The sequence below is a fragment of the Cyanobium sp. HWJ4-Hawea genome (genome assembly GCF_024345815.1).
Lineage (GTDB): Bacteria > Cyanobacteriota > Cyanobacteriia > PCC-6307 > Cyanobiaceae > Cyanobium_A.
The window spans coordinates 25,903-42,944 of sequence record NZ_JAGQBV010000016.1; the positions used below are offsets into that span (position 1 = coordinate 25,903).

The window sequence follows — 17,042 nt, forward strand, 5'->3', positions numbered from 1 at the left end:
TACTTTCTAAATTCCATGAACATTCTCACTGCTCTTAATTCACTGCTGCCGGAGCTACACAGCTATCGGGATGAAGATCGTCGTTTCCACATGGGTTGCACCTGGCACGCTAGGGACGGACTTAGGGAGTTTCACGACCTCGAACTCCGCTATTCATACAATTCTGAGCGACTTGCTCTTCAAGGGGAACCACGTCCAGATGGCAGTTGGTGCTACACAGAGCCCAATGGACGTATCCACACAATTTCTGTGGAACGCGCCAGAGAGTTTATGGAAAGTACCCACCGATCTGCAACTGTAATGGTTGCAATGCTGGACAAGCTAAGGGATTCAGGCGTACTCGACAACACAGTCGAAGCCGAGGCTCAACCTGTTTAAGGGCTGATTCATCAATCGAAAAACAACTGACTTCCCCATTGCAATACGGGTGGGGAGGTCTTTTTTTTTATGCAATCAAGCAAATGAATGAACCACCAACAAAAGACCAGGAGATTAAGGTCCTGCAGAAGATGTCAGATGGACTTGGCCCTGATTCTTATCTGGGGCCATGGATTCGACAGTCACTGCCATATCTCGCGGATGCAATCAGAGCTGATGTGCCACCCATATCAGCATTTGAGCTCTATGAGCAAGCATCCGCAGATCGATTAGCTGCTGCTGCTTCAAGGCAAATAGCTCATCAGGAAGCACGGCTGATCCTGGATACAGCTCGGCAAAAAGCTGATGAATTGCTACGGCAAGCAACAGCCGATGCCGAACGGATAACTAGCCGAGCGTGGCAAGCAATTCGTCTTGCCATGAAGGAACTAGAAGCCTGAGCAACAAACCAATTCACCCATCAAATCAACTCCAATGACCATCTCACGAATCAACAACCTACCTCAAGAGCAGCCTGGAACTTCCTTACAGCCCTGGTTCCCAGCAGCAATGCTCGGTTGGAAGCACCCAAGAAAGGTGGCCTATATCCATCGGCACGAACAACTTCAAGACCGATGCCTGTACTTCTGGAATCATCAGGAAAACACCCCTGAACCAACCAAGGCTCAGGATCTGATCTTCCTGCTTCAAGATGTCTACGTAGAAACACGTGGGGGATTCAAGTCTCAGAAGTTAGTGATTGACGCAGATCTCGGATTGGACGGATTGATCCGTCTGATCAGTGGCGTCAACACCACCTGTGCCACCACCCTTCTTTCATCACTGTGTGCACTATCGCCAGGTCTTCTCACAAGTCCATTGGCACTTAGGTTGCGTCCAGGAACCAGCCCTGGTGTGGTGATGCCAGCACTCTTCGTTGACAACGAATGGGTGGACGGCAGGCCGATGGCAAGAGATGACAAGGGGCATGCTCTCCCAGCGATCGATCTATTGATCGAAGTGCAGACACTGCTGCGGCACGCCATGGCGGTTGAAATGCTTCCACACCAGATGCGACAAGCGAGGAATCTGACGGCCTGAGTCTGGATCCAGCTCATCTAATTGGAACCCACCAGCGATCACCATTGATTGACTGGCAAGGTGCGAGAGATCCCCCTTGGTGTTGTGCCAGGGGGGATTTTCGTTTGAACGTTCGAGTCGTTCTGGGTTCCCTGCCCTGCACTTCCGCAGGGCTCACTTCCGGTTTATTAACCGGCTTCAACTCAATGGCCCATCAATTTTCTTCTGGAGTTTTCTGTTACAACAAGCCTGCGTGGCACCGGTTGGGTGTAGTTGTCGATGGCACCCTCTCTGCACGAGAAGCATTCCGTGTTGCCAATGCTGATTTCCATGTGGCAGGACGACCAGTTTTTGATGCTGACATGCAACCGATCACTGGCTACCAAGCGGTCACTCGCATGGATACAGGCAACACTTTGTCCGTGATGGCAGAGACTTACACACCGATCCAGAACGAATCGCTGATCAGAATTGCAGAAGCACTCCATGAGGACATCAGCATCGATTCCGTCTGCGTTTTATCCGATGGTAAAAAGGTCACCTTTACAGCAAGGGTCCGCGGTGCAGAGGGGGACGTAGTTCCAGGTGATCCAGTGCAGCAATACCTCGTTGGTTGTACCAGCCATGATGGCTCAATTCCCTTCCAGCTAATGTTCTCCCCGATCCGTGTGGTCTGTCAGAACACTCTCTCATCAGCTCTTGGTTTGGCTAGCAGCCAACGCTATCGCGATAGCAGCATTCGCATTAGGCACACCAAGAACGCTGATAGCCTTCTTGCAAGGCTTCCCGAGCTGGTTGATGTGAGGCGGCGTCAATTCATTGGCGGGCTTGCGGAGCTTCGGCATATGGCAGCGACTCCATGCTCCATGACCCAGTTTCGCCAGTACATTACCGATGTATTTGCTGAGCAGCTCCAAGGTACTGTCAATGATATCCGCGGTGACAAAAGCACTGAACGGCCCAAATTTCTGGAGGATTTGCCTTGCTGGCCATCGCTACTGAGTAAGTTCGAAGGAACAGCAGTTGGATCAGATTTAAGGGCTAGCTGTAATACTGCATGGGGGGCATATCAGTCGGTTACTGAGTTTCTCAGTCATGAAGCTGGGCGCGCCAAACAAACTGAACAAGCCACACGGCAGCGCTTTGAGTCGCTGTACTGGGGCAAGAGCGCCGTATCTCTCCAGCGTGCACATTCCTTAGCGCTAACTCTGATATAAGCGCGAAAGGGGAGTGTAATCCGCTCCCCCTCTATCTTTCAATAGCATGCTTAGAGTCACACACCCTGGGTCTGGGATTCACCCTTGGGGTCATTGCAACTCAGAGATTCACCCCCCGTATCACCCCCGCGGGTGATACGGGGGCGGCTGCAACATGATACATTGGATAGGTCAAACGGTGTGATTTGCGCCACAATCACAAAATTATGGGAATTTATTCATACTTGTTTCCAGGGGACGAGGGGGCACTCGCGGATATTTTCTGGAACACAAATAATTCGTCGGCAAACTCCTCCACTACACCAGCCAAGTCATATTCAATAGACACTTCTAATAGCAACGTAGAAGGGGAAGCCATAGTTATTATAGTCAGCACAGCAAATGTTTCTGCTGGAACTAAAGTTTATTACTCTTTATCTGGCGGCGGGATTTCCAGTTCTGACTTGTCTGATGGCAAATTATCAGGTTTCGGAATAGTAGGGCTTGACGGTAAATTTAGTTTTGCTACTAAACTTGCAGACGATCTTACTACAGAGGGCAGTGAAACTCTTGAGATTAAACTGTATGCGTATTCGGATTTTTCTGGTCAGCTAGGTTCAACTGCTTATGCAGTAATTAAGGACTCCTCACTTGCTCCAACTAAAAATTCATTTGGGACACCGATTACATATACAATTTCCCCATCAGTAGCTACTATTAGCGAAGGTGAAAACCTATCTACAACTGTAAAAACAACAGGTGTCGCTACAGGAACCATTCTTTATTACACGCTGTCTGGCACGGGTATTGATGCAGCAGATTTCTCTACTGGTGCACTAAAAGGTTCTGGTACTGTTGGCAATGATGGAAAGTTCAGCTTATCCCATACATTAGCAAATGATCAGACACCAGAAGAGAAAGAAATAATAAGAATTAAACTATTTAATGATTCATCTCTTACATCTCAAGTCGGGTCAACTGCTTCTGTAGTAGTTGCTGATTCTTCCTGGACAACAGCAAAAAACAATTCATATTTTGCAAGCACCCCAATTCGCCACAGTTACCCAGGCAGAACCACTGGAGAATTTAAAAATACGTATGCGTTTGCCGCACTTCAAAGAGACGGTTCCGTAGTTACATGGGGGGATTACAGTTATGGAGGTGATAGTAGTAAAGTTTCAAATGAGCTGACTGGTAGCGTCAGCCAAATCTTTTCGACTGACACTGCTTTTGCGGCCCTCAAGAGCGATGGCTCAGTAGTTACCTGGGGGGATTATAAATACGGTGGAGATAGTAGTTCTGTACGAAGCCGATTATCAAGCGGCGTTAGTCAAATTTTCTCAACAAAATATTCCTTTGCTGCCCTTAAGAATGATGGCTCTGTCGTTAGCTGGGGGGGTAGTTTATCCGGTGGCAATAGCAGTTCTGTTGCAAGCAAACTTACAGGCGGCATTACTCAAATTTTTTCAACCTCAGGGGCATTTGCGGCACTCAAGAGTGATGGATCAGTAGTTACCTGGGGAAGTAGTTACGACGGCGGAGATAGCAGCTCTGTAGCTAGCAGTATCAATAGTGGAATTGTTGATATATTTACCAATCAAAATGCTTTCGCAGCACTTAAGACTGATGGCTCTGTTATCACCTGGGGTGCCAGCTCGTCTGGGGGTGATAGTAGTGCGGTAGCAAGGCAGCTCTTGAGTGGAGTCATTCATATTTTCTCAACCAAAAGTGCCTTCGCCGCTCTCAAGAGTGACGGATCAGTAGTTACCTGGGGTAGTAATGGTTACGGTTCATTTGGAGGTGACAGTAGCGCTGTAGCAAGTAAGCTCGCAAGCGGTGTGAGCAAAATTTTCTCCACTGATGATGCTTTTGCCGCACTTAAGAGTGACGGATCGGTTGTTACCTGGGGGAGTTCTCTCAGTGGCGGAGATAGTAGTTCTATATCTAGTTTGATCAAGGGTGACGTTATCAACATATTCCCCGCTGCTAGTGCCTTTGCCGCTGTCAAAATCGATGGGTCGGTTGTCACCTGGGGTGACTCGTACTCTGGGGGAGATAGTAGTTCTGTTGCGACAAAACTTTCAAGTGGAGTAAATAATATTGTGTCAAGTTACGGTGCTTTCGCTGCCCTAAAGGCCGATGGTTCGGTTGTTACGTGGGGAATTTCCAGCCAAGGTGGCGATAGCAGCCTTGCTGACGGCGATCTAACTAGTAATGTAACCAACATTTACTCTACTTATTCTGCTTTTGCAGCTCTCAAATCTGATGGATCAGTAATTACATGGGGCAACGCCAATAATGGTGGTGTTAAAGATCTAAAGGTCGTTGATCGTCTTAATAGTAAGGTGGTTGGACTGGTAACTCCTTTTACAAATGATATTTTTGTGCCAACATATGTGATATCTTCTTCTTCCTCGTCCATCAATGAAGGTGAGAGCCTATCCATATCGCTGACTACCACGGGGATTGCAACCGGTTCTGCTTTTTACATTGGAGTGTCTGGTGCAGGGATAGATGCAGAGGATTTTTATAGTTATTATGACAAAGGATTTATTGATTCTAACGGTAGAGTGAGTTTTAGTCTCGATAGCAAAAAAGATAATTTAACAGAGGGCCTTGAATTGTTGAATATCAAATTGTTCTCTGATTCTGGCCTCTTAACGCAGGTTGGGAATGCTAAATCTATTGCTATTAATGATACGTCGTTGACCTGGGTGAAGCCAACATTTTTGATAGCACCGTCTTCGGCATCCATCAGTGAGGGGCAGACACTAACTACCACAATTAAAACTACAGGGATTGATGTTGGCTATCGCCTCTACTACAGGCTTACAGGCGTTTCTGCCTCCGATCTATCCTCCGGCACGCTCACAGGCTCAGGAGTTGTTGGAGATGATGGAACATTTAGTTTTGCCCATACTTTAGCTAATGACCTCACCACTGAAAGTGATGAGCTTTTGGGGATCCAACTTTCGCAATGGCCCGATTCATTTTGGGATGAATCAAAAGTATTTGCTAGCACTTCGATTGCCATACGCGATACTTCTACAACGCCAATCAGTTACGTAATCACACCCTCAGCGGCCACCATCAATGAAGGCGCAACCCTAACTACTACAGTCACGACAACTGGCGTTGCACAAGGCACCACGCTTTACTATTCCCTTACAGGCACTGGTATTAATGCTGCTGATTTCACTGCTGGTGCACTAACAGGATCAGGCACTGTTGGTATTGATGGAAAAATCAACTTCTCTCATACTCTTGCTAATGATCTGATAACTGAGGGACTAGAAACTTTAGAGATTAAACTCTTCTCTGATGCTGATCGAACTGTTCAGGTGGGGGCAACTGCTTCTGTAGCTATAGCTGATACCTCTTTGATTGTTGCGCCTACACCAAAATCTGATTACTTGCCAACCCTATCTCAAGGCACGTCTAATGAAACAATTGCTGTTTCCTTTGATCATTCCGGTGGCGTACAAGTACTTCGGTCACAAGCCGGTAGCTCGCTAAGCAATATTATAAGAAGTGATATCAATATAGAGAAAAAGCAATTAGTAGATAAAACTGGAGTGCTTCTAAACTCCTCCCAGCTTGATTTTACCCTGAACCTCGCAAAACAAAAGGATAAAGACAACACTTACTTCTACGCTAGCTCGGCCAATGCCTATGTAGACCTGTCACTGGTGGGCAGCGACTTGGCAATCACTTCAGGCAAGGCCCTGGCCTACTACGTGGGTGATTCGGCTAACGGCTACAAAGCATTTACCTATGACCCAATCAAAAAAGAAGGTGCCCGTTTCTTTGACACCAATGGGGACGGAATAGCCGACTATGCATCCTTGCGCTTCGTTGATGGCGGCTATGGCGATAAGGATGGTGTCAAGAATGGTGCGATCGTTGATCCTGGTGCTGCTGCAGCAGCCAGCATCAGTGCCAGCCTCAGCTCTAGCGGCCAATCTCTACTGGTGAAGGATGCTAATAAGGGCGATGCCAAGGTGGCCGTCAACCTCAAGGCATCCTTGCGCAGTCGTGCTGCCACAGCCAATGAAATTGGCTACATCGTTTTAAATGATGGCGATGCAGTTACCTTCAGCACTCTCACCGATCGCGCACAAGTTCTATTCTCCAACCTGCAATCTGGTGATGTGCCGGACCTGAACAGCTTCAGCTTCCAGCGTCAACTCAGCCTGGTGAATGGCCAGAGCCTGCGCCTCTTTGAAACCTCGAACACCACTCTGGCAGCCCTGGCGGCAGGCAAGGCTTCAATCGAAGCCCTGGGTAGCAGCTTCCAATGGTTAACCAGCACGGTAACGGCAGGGGTTGCCTCCTATAACTCAACAAGTGGGCTCAACTTCACACTCGAACTCAGCGGTGCTGCCCTTGGCCTTGGTCAGCTCCTCGCCCAGGAGCAAGCCAATGCACCCGTGCTGGACTTCACAGGAATGGGCGGCAAAACCCTCTCGGCCAGTTACGTTCTAGCCCGGGAAGCTTCATATAGCTCAAGCTTGAGCTTTTATCGTGTGCAGGATGTACTTGGAACTGTCAAGGACACCACAACGGGCCTCTCCTATCGACCTGGTGACACCGATTACTTAAATGTCGCCAAAACCAACATGGTTAGCAGCCTTAGCAATCTTGCGGTCGCCAATCTTCAGACTGGCTCAGGCAGCCTCAGCCTCAACGAAACCACTTATCTGGCACCGATGGCGGTGTTGAATGGCGGCGAAACCTACTTTGCCTTTGCCGCTGCCAATAGCGATGGCCTAGCCCACTTCCGCAGCCTCGGTGATAACACCATTGGCCTAGAAGATATCCGCGGCGGCGGCGATCTAGACTTTGATGATTTGATCTTTAGTATTACTCCAACGCAACTAGTCTGAAATTAATATTAGTCAAAGGCCAGTCATCCTTCCGCTAGTTGGGTTCCAGTCTCTGTGCAGTCACTGTGACTGGAGGGCCGCCTACTTCCTCCCCCCGGTAGCAATCGGCCCATGTACGGCCGGGGGCGCTCAGCTCAGCAACAACCGGCACCGGCCTAATCGACCCTGATACTGGAATCACCATTGCATCAGCTGGTGGTGCCCACCTGAATTGGAATGCCTCCAGCAGTGCCTCCCGATAGAGGTCCAGGTGCTTTTCCGGAACTGACAGCACGATCTCGTCGTGCAGGAAGCAACGGATTTGAGAGGCCATCTCCAGGGGTAGGCGGAGGATCCCCTCTGCCATCCATTCCCTGGTGGTGGATTGGCCAAGGTAGGCCGGTGCCTGAGTGAACGCCTTGCTTTCCCCGTTCCGCATCCCCTTGGTGTGGTGGCCTGTGTACAGCAGGCGTCCAAAGCCATTCTTTAGGGGACGACCTGTTTGGCCAATCGCTACAACCCGATCAATCCAGCGATGAACTGCTTTGTGACGCTGGCGATGCGCATCTAGAAATCGCTCACAATCAGCAAGCTCAATGCCCGTTTGGTTGTGCATTCCCCTGGCCTGCTGGTTGTACCTTGTCCCGTGGCCCAGGGCCTTCGCCATGGTTTTGGGGATGTTGAACTGAGCCGCTAGCTCCTTATTGATGTCCCGGTTCGGGTCATCAAAGATATCCAAGTAAACCGGATCCTGGCTCCACACCGCCACAGCCCGGGCATCAGCTTTGCTCAGGTCGATTGCTAGCAGCAAGTGGTCATGTTCATCAGGAAGAAATACTTCCCGCTCTGCGGCGTTTGCTCCGTGCTTGCCAAATACCGTCAGGCCGGGATTGGTGATGCTGCAGCGGCCGGTGGCCTGGCCGGGAAATACCGACGGATGGACCCGATCGTCAGTGGCGTGGCTGAGCACATTGCCGTAGGTGCTGCGGCTACTAACCAGCCCTCCAACGGTTTCACAGAGTTCCACCACAGCCTGCTTGTCGGCATGCTCATTGGCCAATTTCTCCATAACCTCAGCCTTAATACATGGAATTCCACCGGGGGTCAGCGGCAGAGTGATGCCGAGATCAGCGAAGGCTGCGGCAATAGCAGTTTTGCCAGCAGCAGTGGAGTGGGGGGAGCTCCATTTCCCATCCTTTTTCAGCACCCGCTGGGGCAGACCGATGGCCTCGAGCTGCAGGGCACCAGCGGCAACACGCTCCTGCCGCGCAGCCTCGCGGCGCTCGATCTCAGGTCGATCAATGCGGAAGCCCACCAGGGTGATGCCATGCACCAGCCGGCCCATCAGCCGCATTTCCCTGGCTTGATAGGGGTTGAGCTGGCCACCAGGGCATTGGCTGTTAAACACGGCCCGGCCAGCGGCAACATCCCCGCGCAGGTAGGAGTTGTAATCCGGATCTACCTGGGGGATTAGCCCGTAGCCAGCCATCTCCAACTGCTTGGGGCTTCCTTCGATGCCGTTGGCCTTGGCAGCAGTGCGGGCCAACTTGGCCAGGTCGTCAGTTTTGCCGGGGAGCCCGCGGCGCTCGGCTGCTGCAGTCAGCCCCAGCTGGCGAATGTACCGATCTGGATCCAGGTCTTCCCGATTGGGGTGGGCCAGGGTTTCCAGCACCATTGTGTCGATCAACATTCCTTGCTCACTCATCTCAAGCAGTTGCAGCCCGTGGTGAATGGCTAGGGCTAGGAAGTCGAACCCAAATCCGTTGTGGGCCACCAGTGGTCCTACATGCTCGAGCAGCTGCCGAGGGTCGGTGTTGTTGCCGTGATCTGTGCCCACCAGCCGAATAAATGGGGTGGCCGGATCTGGCGTTGCCCAAAGCTGATCGGCGCTGCAAGTTTCCATGTCGATCACCAAGGGCTTGGTGTCATCTGCCAATAGCAAGGGCTCTGAAGGAACCGATCTAAAAAGTTGAGCTTCTGGTGTAGGTTCTCGAAGAGACCCGGCGGTTTCGGCAGTATTAACCCATTGCGGCTGTTTGGAATTCAGACTTGGTTGCTTATTAGGGGTAATGCAGTAAGGCAAAACAGCCGAAACAGCCGTCGCCACATCACGCTGCACTGGCAGATCGCTTGCCACCACTTGAATTTTACTGTTGTCAGTTTCGATCGGCAGTTTTGTTTTAATACACGCTGTAGTATCAATCGCAGGTACATTTTGTATTGATATTTGTTGGGCTTCTAGTGGTTTGGGTGGTTTTGAAATATGGGCGTCGGCAGTTTCGGGGTCTACTTCAATGAGGTTCCAGCACCAGGATCCAGAGGGTGGTTTGAACTCCGGTCCACAAGCAAGGCGAACTCGGTCGTTGAACTTGTGCTTGCCGAGTATTCGCCCCGCCCTCCCCGCATGCTCTTCGTCGACCCAATTACAAAACAATCGATACAGGTTTGCTCTTAGAATGCACTTCGGCCCCCTGTCACCTACGCGGGTATGCTCCGCCAAGAACATACGTACGCGATCCGTCTTTTCAGCAAAGGCGTTTTGCCGCTCCCTATCCAATGGAAGAAAACTTCCACGCAGCATGCGCTTTTGTAGCGCCTCTACCATCAGCCGTAAAATACCGGGTATCTCATCACGAAGGATTTTTTCTTCAATTGTTTTGTCCTCACGTCCTTCGAAGCTGTTTGGGAATTTGAAGTGAGCCACCCTGGCTAAGAACGCACTACTACTTTCACTAGCGGCCGGAACCGTATTTGCACTGAAAACCAACATGGCCTGATTGCGCATGGTAAATCGATGACCATGCTTGCGCTGAGCTTCAAATTCATCGCCCCCGGTCAACACCTTAACGAGGGAAAGATCCTGAAGATCTTCCGCGGATAAATCAGCAAAGGTATTCAATACTTTGCCAAAAAGACTACTACTGGCAAAACGATCGCCCCCAGATCTGCTCAGGTCATGGAGGCTGACATTCGATCGAAGGTGGGCGCCAACCAGGTTATTGAGTATTCGAATCCATGTGGATTTTCCTGATCTGGTCGGTCCTGTCAGGAACGCAATCATCCTTGGCCAAGCCGATAAATCCAACATTTGGCTGCAAACATCAAGCAGGCTTTCCAGCTGACCGGGGGCCACATCTTCCACCCACTGCAAGAATGTGGGACACCCAGCATTGGGGTCCCAATTGTGCGGTAATTGAATTAATGTCAGATGCGCCGGTGAGTGCTCCTGAGCCTCAAGACTCTGCACATTAAGCAGACAGTTCTTGAAATTGATTACTGGCTTCTTTTGCTGGAAAGGAATCACCTTTCCCTCCGTCTTCAGTTGCGCCAACCCAAGGTTGGTAACAGTGTGTTCAAACTCGGGACGGTAGTCATCCCCCAAGGTTTCCGACAACAGGCGTGTCCACCACAGGCTGCTGCCGTTATGGAATACGCCATTGTGGTAGACGGCTATCGTCTGGTCGCCACTCATCGCTAGGTGATGTTCTGAACCTAGATATTCCCAGCAGCTCAGTGATTTAAAATTGTTGCCATCGAAGAATCCACTTAATTTGGCTGGCCGCTTTGGTGCCCGAATTGCTCGGTGTTCAACTGCGGTGTCAATCAGGTGGCGCAGTACTTTTACTCGTCTTTCGAGTGTTGGTTGACGGCCGAGTAAATCATCCAAGCCGTCACTCGAGCCCCCGTTGCCCGGGTTGATTAGGAAGCGGACAGACCGAGCCATCAGCTCACCCAATAAATATTTCATAAGTCGCCGTGCTGCCTCCCAGACCATCCATTTACTTGCTACGTCTGCATCGAACGCCACCAGTACGTCTCGGCCCTCAACAGGCAACGCAAGTAAATCGTCGCTCGGTTTCTGGTCATTACTCCAACCCCAGCAGCCCGCCAACCCAAACGGAATCGCAAATGGAGTATCCGGATTGATCGTCGATGCCGCAGCCTGAAACTGCTTGGTACCCTCAACAAGCAGAATTGGAATATGTGTGTTTGCCCAATCCCTTTTGAAAGCATCGTCCACCCCGACAATGCCCCCACTGCCCTTGGGGAATAGGTAGCGCGTGGCACGCCCATCTTTTTGCGGGATTGCCGCATTAAGCCGGATTTGTGGTACTCGTTTTCCACTTACGGTGGTCCATGTCGTGGCCATACAAGGCACTGCCTTGCCACCCCAACCCCGCAGCTCTAGGGGGAGATCCCCCGGTTCAGAGATAGTTTCCCAAAGCTCAATTCGATCGTCGCTTATTGCGCTGGCTAGAAGTATCTGGCGGTGCTGCTTACTAAGCTGAGTGCGCGATGCTCGCCCAGCACCGACTAAATCGATACCAGTATCAAACTTTTTTTCGCCTCGTAACTGATCAGTTGCTCTGTCTAATTCGTTGGACCCGAGGATGCTCAATTCAGGCAGAATCGAAGTAGTTTCGACCTGGTTTGTGTTTGCTGGTGCCATAATAGATTAAGAATTTGTCCTCTTCTCCCGGTTCGCACCCGGGTTTTTTATTGCTTGAGAGCCTTGTTTTTTGCTAAAGGGGTGGGACTCCTAGGCCAGTAAGCACCTCAACCTGCTGCTCTTCATCTTGGCTTTGAAGAAGTTTGCGAATCGTGGCGCTTTTGCTTGTATTTGCCAAGTAGGCCAGCTTGCGGATCCTGTCGTGTAGATCTTTGTCGGTCCGGACTACAAATGTGTGAGAGTTCATGGCCTCAAAGCGGTGGTGTATTCGTAGAAGTATTGAATACAAAAATGATCATAATTCCCCCTAATCTGTGGTTTATTTTTCTTCGGGCCTAAATCTTGGAAATGATTTTCATCGGTGCTTGGTTTACTTCCCTTCAATCTCCGCCGTAAAGCCATCCTTGTCAAACCGCAGAATTCATGTAGGCATCTACTTGTCGACATAAAAAAGATGTCGATGACTCAGGAAAGTGGTGTTTGACTATTTCCTCTATGCATCACAGGATATTGATCAAGTCTTTATTGATCTAGTGGAAGCTGCTCTTTTTGTCTTACCCCGGATGATCCACGGCTTTCGTCGGGGGCAATTGTGAAAAGCATTTTGGTCATTGCTGATGCGGCATGAAGATGTTGAATCTTTCCTTTGATCTCTCCATTGCAAAGGCACCTTGCCAGGCACTAGGGGATCGGATTTCGTTTTCAGTTATTCATCGCTGCCGCCACGGTCTGTTCCTGCAGATACGTACAGCAAATCACGATAAATCCCTGCTATCAGAGGCATTTAGATCGCCTACTCCATTTGGGGATGCGGCCTGTGAACTTTCCTGGTTTTGGGACAGTGTCGTCGCTGGCCTGGAGCTAATTCGCCTCGGTATTAAATCGATTGCTGTGCTTATCTGCGGCCCGGAGTTCATTCACAACTGCCCAGTATTTGTGATCGTGGTCTGCTGATGAGTAAGCAATATGAGCTGATGACAGTAAGGGAGATTTTGCTTGCGCGTCTCAAAACCTACGAGGAAGAGGTTCGATCTGGTCGCCACGTTCCGCCACCACCACGGAACTCAGCGCCATTGAAAACACCGCCCGTTGCTGGTGGGCCGGAAGCTCCCTGAAGAAGTGTGGATCTTCTAGAGCTCGCTTAGCTATTGGATTTACTTCCGGTGCTTTGTTCCGTCTGAGCGCCTCGATCCTCTGCCGCTGCTCTGCCACGGCTGCTGCCATTGCCCGATTCTCTGGATTGCGTGCGGCCATGCTCTCCATCTCTTCTAACTCTTTAGTTTTTGCGGCGGCGGCGGGGTCCTCCCCTTGCGGCTGTTCTAGGAGCGCAGCCAGCCTTCGGGCTTCTGCCGCACACGCCTCAATTACGACTGGCAGGATCCGATCTTCTCTTGCACCACCGCGTGCTTCACAGAGGCGATGACGGCAACGCCACCAAGCAACTCCATTCGATGAGTTTCGGCGCAAAAGGTGGTCACATGATTTGCATCGCAGCAATCCAGTCAGGCCATGGGCCACTTCGGTGACGGTGCCACCGCCCCTAAATTTGTTGGTTGGACGCTTAAGCAGATCTGCCAGCTCCTGCCAATCTGGTTCAGAGATCAGCGCTGGGTGCTGGTCGTAGTGGATCTCCCCCCATTGCTGATTCCAGCCCTTGCCCGATTTCAGATTAAGTCGGTGGCCTATGTGGCCGCGGATCACTGGATTTACAAACCACGCTTGCAGATTTGACGCAGCTGGCGTCCATTCGCACCATGCCGGCATCGAGCGACTAACAGCAGAGAAGGACCCCAGGCCGCGCAGCTCGGTTATTACTCGCAGTGCCTGGCTCCATTGATCTGGATTCGGCTCTAAGTGGTGGTTGGGGCCGCCCCGGTAGCCGAATGGCTTACGGCGGCGCAGGTGGCGACCTTCAGCTCGGTAGACCGAAAACTGGCGCCGGAGACGCATTGACAGCATCCGCGACTCCATCTCTGCCAGACCGGTCTGCAACCTCGCCATCAGGAATCCCTGGGGTGTCGCCGTTTCAATTACGCCACCGTCCAGCGCTCTGACGGAAACACCGTGCTCTTCGCACTGGGCCAGCAGTGCATCTGTGTACGCCGCGTCTCGCCCCAGGCGATCCACGCGGGTCACGAGTAGCTCGGTGGCTTGACCAGCCTTCACCATCGCCATCAGCTCAATCAGGCCATCTCGATCGGTACTGCGCCCGGTTTCGATGTCTGTGATCACACGGCGGCAGCCCGCTGATTCAAGGCGGCTTACCTGCGCCGGCAAGCTGTCTGCTTGATCGTCCTTGCTGACTCGGGCGTAGCCGATGGAGCCCATAGAGTCAGTCAAGAACGCCCACCCAGGCTAGCTGCGCTATGTCCACCTATTCCTTCGACGTGGTGAGCGATTTTGATCGCCAGGAGCTGGTCAACACCCTCGACCAGGTGCGCCGTGACGTGGGGCAGCGCTACGACCTCAAGGACTCAGGCACGGAGATAGAGCTGGAGGAAACCAGCTTCACGATCACTACCGCCAGCGACATGTCTCTGCAGGCCGTAGAAGATGTGCTGCGCCAGAAGGCCACCAAGCGGGATCTCTCGCTCAAAATCTTCGATTTCCAGACCCCAGAAGCGGTTGGCGGCAACCGGGTCAAGCAGGTGGTCAAGCTGCGCAAGGGCCTCACCCAGGAACTGGCTAAATCCCTGAGCAAAACCGTCCGCGACGAACTCAAAAAGGTCACCGTGGCGATCCAGGGCGACAGCCTGCGGGTGACAGGCAAAAACAAGGACGATCTCCAGCAGGCCATCCAGCTGCTCAAGGCCCAGGACGTGGACGTGCCGCTCCAGTTTGAGAACTACCGCTAGCCATGCTCCCTGGCCTAAGCACGGTTGCTGGCCAAGGCAGGAGCTGGTTTCGAGCCCTTGCGCTCCTGGCTGTAGGGGCCAATTGTGTGGGATTGCCGGCCCAGGCCAATGTGCTCCAGGAGCAGGGCCAGCGCTTTCAGCCGATCTGGTCGGCCAAGGGCATGGTGGCGAGCCAGGAGCTGATCGCCTCCGGGGTGGGCGCCCAGATCCTGCGCCAGGGGGGTAATGCGGTAGATGCAGCCGTGGCCACCTCCTTTGCCCTGGCCGTAACCCTGCCCCAGGCCGGCAATTTGGGCGGGGGCGGTTTTCTGGTGGCCTGGCTGCCCGGCGCCTCGCCGGCCCGGCAGCGGGGATGTTTGGCGGCGGCCAATCCAGAGGTTCCTGCGGGCAAGGGCACCGCAGTGGCCGTCGATTTTCGCGAGACGGCCCCCCTGGCGGCCCAGCCCCAGCTTTTTCTGAAGGCCGATGGCAGTGTCGACCGGCAACGGACCAGCCGCAGCCTGCTCAGTACCGGGGTGCCAGGCACTCCCGCGGGCCTGTTGTTGAGCCAGCGCTGCTACGGCCGCCTGCCCTTGGCCGCCGTAATGGCACCGGCCATTCGCCTGGCCGACCAGGGCTTCCCCGTGGGTAAGGCCCTGGCCGATTCCCTGGTGCAGGCGGCACCCTTGCTCCAGGCCGACCAGCTCTCGCGCCGCATCTTCTTCCACCCCCCGGCCCGGCCTGGCGGATCGCCCATCCCCTATCGCCCGGGGGAAATCCTGCGCCAGCCGCTGCTGGCCGCCAGCCTTCGGCGCATCGCCCTGGCGGGGGAGCGGGGCTTCTACCAGGGGCCCACCGGCTCCGCCCTGGTGCAACTTATGCGCAGCCGCGGCGGCCTAATTAGCCAGCTCGACCTGGACCGCTACCGGGCCCAGTTACGGCGCCCCTTGGTGGGCCAGTTTCGGGGCTTGCCGGTGGTCACCATGCCTCCCCCCAGCGGCGGTGGTGTCACCTTGCTGCTGTTGCTGCAAATTCTGGAGCCCCTCGATTTGGCCGCCCCTGGCCTCAATAGCGCCGCCACCATCCACACCATGGTCGAGGCGTTGAACCTCGCCTACCGCGACCGCAACCAATGGCTCGGCGATCCAGATCAGATCCCAATCCCCCTGGAGCGCCTGCTCAGCCGGAGCTACGCCGACCAGCTCCGCCAATCAATCAATACCAGGCGCCATCGGCAGGCCATTGAGCTTGCCAAGGCTGCCAGTGGGGTGACCGGCGGCACCAACACCACCCACCTTTCGGTGGTGGATCGCCAGGGGGGGCTTGTGGCCACCACCACCACCTTGAACTTCGCCTATGGCAATGGGGTGAGCGTGCCAGGAGCGGGATTCTTGCTCAACAATGAAATGGATGATTTCAGCTTCAAAGCCGGCACTGCCAACGCCTATGGGTTGGTGCAGGGGATGGCCAATTTGGTGGCCCCGGGCCGCAGACCCTTGAGTTCGATGACCCCCACCCTGGTGTTGCGCCCTGATGGCAGCCCCTGGTTTGCCACGGGAAGCCCGGGCGGCAGCCGCATCATCAGCACCGTGCTGCAGGTGCTCCTAAATCGGATCGTGCATGGCCTGAACCTGGCCTCGGCGGTGGCCGCACCCCGCATCCACAGCCAGCTCTGGCCCGACCAAATCAACATCGAACAGGGCATCAGCCCAGACACCCAGCACCTACTCGAGGCGATGGGCCACCTGCTGGAGCAGGGCCAGGCGATGGGCTCGGCCAACAGTGTTGAGGCCTTGCCACGGCAGCAGGGGCGCTGGACCGGCAGCCTGGGGGTGGCGGATCCCAGGCGCCTGGATGCGGCTGCGGTGGCTGAATGAATGGCCTAGCTGGCCGATCCGGTCGGCTGGCTAGGGGCGGTAAGCAGGTTGATGGCGGAGAAGGCCATGCCAATGCCAAAAAGCATGCCTACGGCCCAGATGCTGTCGCTCGGCCATTCGGCGATCAGCATTACCCCCAGGATCGCGGTGACGATGCCGTCGACCAGCACCAAGCCCCGCGCCGCGCCTTGGCCGGTGGCTGAGGCGGCCAATTCCATCACCCCTTCGAAGGCCAGCAGGAAGCCCACAAACAGGGTGAGGCTCACCTCGCTATCGATCGGGAAGGCCAAAACCCAAATGCCGCCGCCCACGTAGAGCAGGCCAGATAGGAGCCGAAAAAGCTTTGCTTTGGCATCGCCTTCGCCGGTCAGACGCAGGATTTG

General features: G+C 53.4%; 11 protein-coding genes. 8 read left to right on the top strand and 3 right to left on the bottom strand.

What is annotated here, in order from left to right; all coding sequences use genetic code 11:
* The first annotated feature begins 15 nt into the window (after positions 1-15).
* The 5 genes from KBY58_RS05380 to KBY58_RS05400 all read left to right on the top strand — a co-directional run bounded on the left by KBY58_RS05380 (position 16) and on the right by KBY58_RS05400 (position 7,519).
* Positions 16-378 (top strand): hypothetical protein, encoded by a 363-nt coding sequence (locus KBY58_RS05380; RefSeq protein ID WP_255003313.1) that lies wholly within the window; start codon positions 16-18, stop codon positions 376-378.
* An 83-nt stretch (positions 379-461) separates the two neighbouring features.
* The gene (locus KBY58_RS05385; RefSeq protein ID WP_255003315.1) at positions 462-818 is read left to right on the top strand and encodes a hypothetical protein; all 357 of its coding nucleotides are present in this window, start codon (positions 462-464) and stop codon (positions 816-818) included.
* A gap of 34 nt (positions 819-852) precedes the next feature.
* On the top strand, positions 853-1,458 hold the full coding sequence (locus KBY58_RS05390) for a hypothetical protein (RefSeq protein WP_255003316.1): 606 nt from the start codon (positions 853-855) through the stop codon (positions 1,456-1,458).
* Positions 1,459-1,562: 104 nt separating this feature from the next.
* A complete protein-coding gene (locus KBY58_RS05395) occupies positions 1,563-2,654 on the top strand; it encodes a DUF932 domain-containing protein (RefSeq protein WP_255003318.1) in 1,092 nt (363 codons plus the stop codon).
* A gap of 206 nt (positions 2,655-2,860) precedes the next feature.
* A complete protein-coding gene (locus KBY58_RS05400; protein WP_255003320.1) occupies positions 2,861-7,519 on the top strand; it encodes a DUF4114 domain-containing protein in 4,659 nt (1,552 codons plus the stop codon).
* Between the two features lie 34 nt (positions 7,520-7,553).
* Here the strand turns inward: KBY58_RS05400 and KBY58_RS05405 are convergent, their stop codons facing one another.
* Positions 7,554-11,648: a phage/plasmid primase, P4 family gene (locus KBY58_RS05405; RefSeq protein ID WP_255003321.1), complete on the bottom strand. Its 4,095-nt coding sequence runs from the start codon at positions 11,646-11,648 to the stop codon at positions 7,554-7,556.
* Positions 11,649-12,572: 924 nt separating this feature from the next.
* Here KBY58_RS05405 and KBY58_RS05410 point away from each other — a divergent pair.
* Positions 12,573-12,902: a hypothetical protein gene (locus KBY58_RS05410; RefSeq protein ID WP_255003323.1), complete on the top strand. Its 330-nt coding sequence runs from the start codon at positions 12,573-12,575 to the stop codon at positions 12,900-12,902.
* Positions 12,903-12,953: 51 nt separating this feature from the next.
* On the opposite strand, the gene KBY58_RS05415 is transcribed toward KBY58_RS05410, so the two are convergent.
* Positions 12,954-14,288 (bottom strand): recombinase family protein, encoded by a 1,335-nt coding sequence (locus tag KBY58_RS05415; RefSeq protein WP_255003324.1) that lies wholly within the window; start codon positions 14,286-14,288, stop codon positions 12,954-12,956.
* Between the two features lie 26 nt (positions 14,289-14,314).
* On the opposite strand from KBY58_RS05415, the gene KBY58_RS05420 reads away from it, so the two are divergent.
* Both KBY58_RS05420 and ggt read left to right on the top strand, forming a co-directional pair.
* Positions 14,315-14,803 (top strand): YajQ family cyclic di-GMP-binding protein, encoded by a 489-nt coding sequence (locus tag KBY58_RS05420; protein ID WP_255003325.1) that lies wholly within the window; start codon positions 14,315-14,317, stop codon positions 14,801-14,803.
* A gap of 2 nt (positions 14,804-14,805) precedes the next feature.
* Positions 14,806-16,659, top strand: a complete 1,854-nt coding sequence (gene ggt / locus KBY58_RS05425) for a gamma-glutamyltransferase (protein ID WP_255003326.1) — start codon at positions 14,806-14,808, stop codon at positions 16,657-16,659.
* Positions 16,660-16,664: 5 nt separating this feature from the next.
* Here ggt and KBY58_RS05430 read toward each other — a convergent pair.
* Positions 16,665-17,042, bottom strand: a 378-nt coding sequence (locus KBY58_RS05430) for an HdeD family acid-resistance protein (protein WP_255003327.1), incomplete at its 5' end; no start/stop codon positions are given.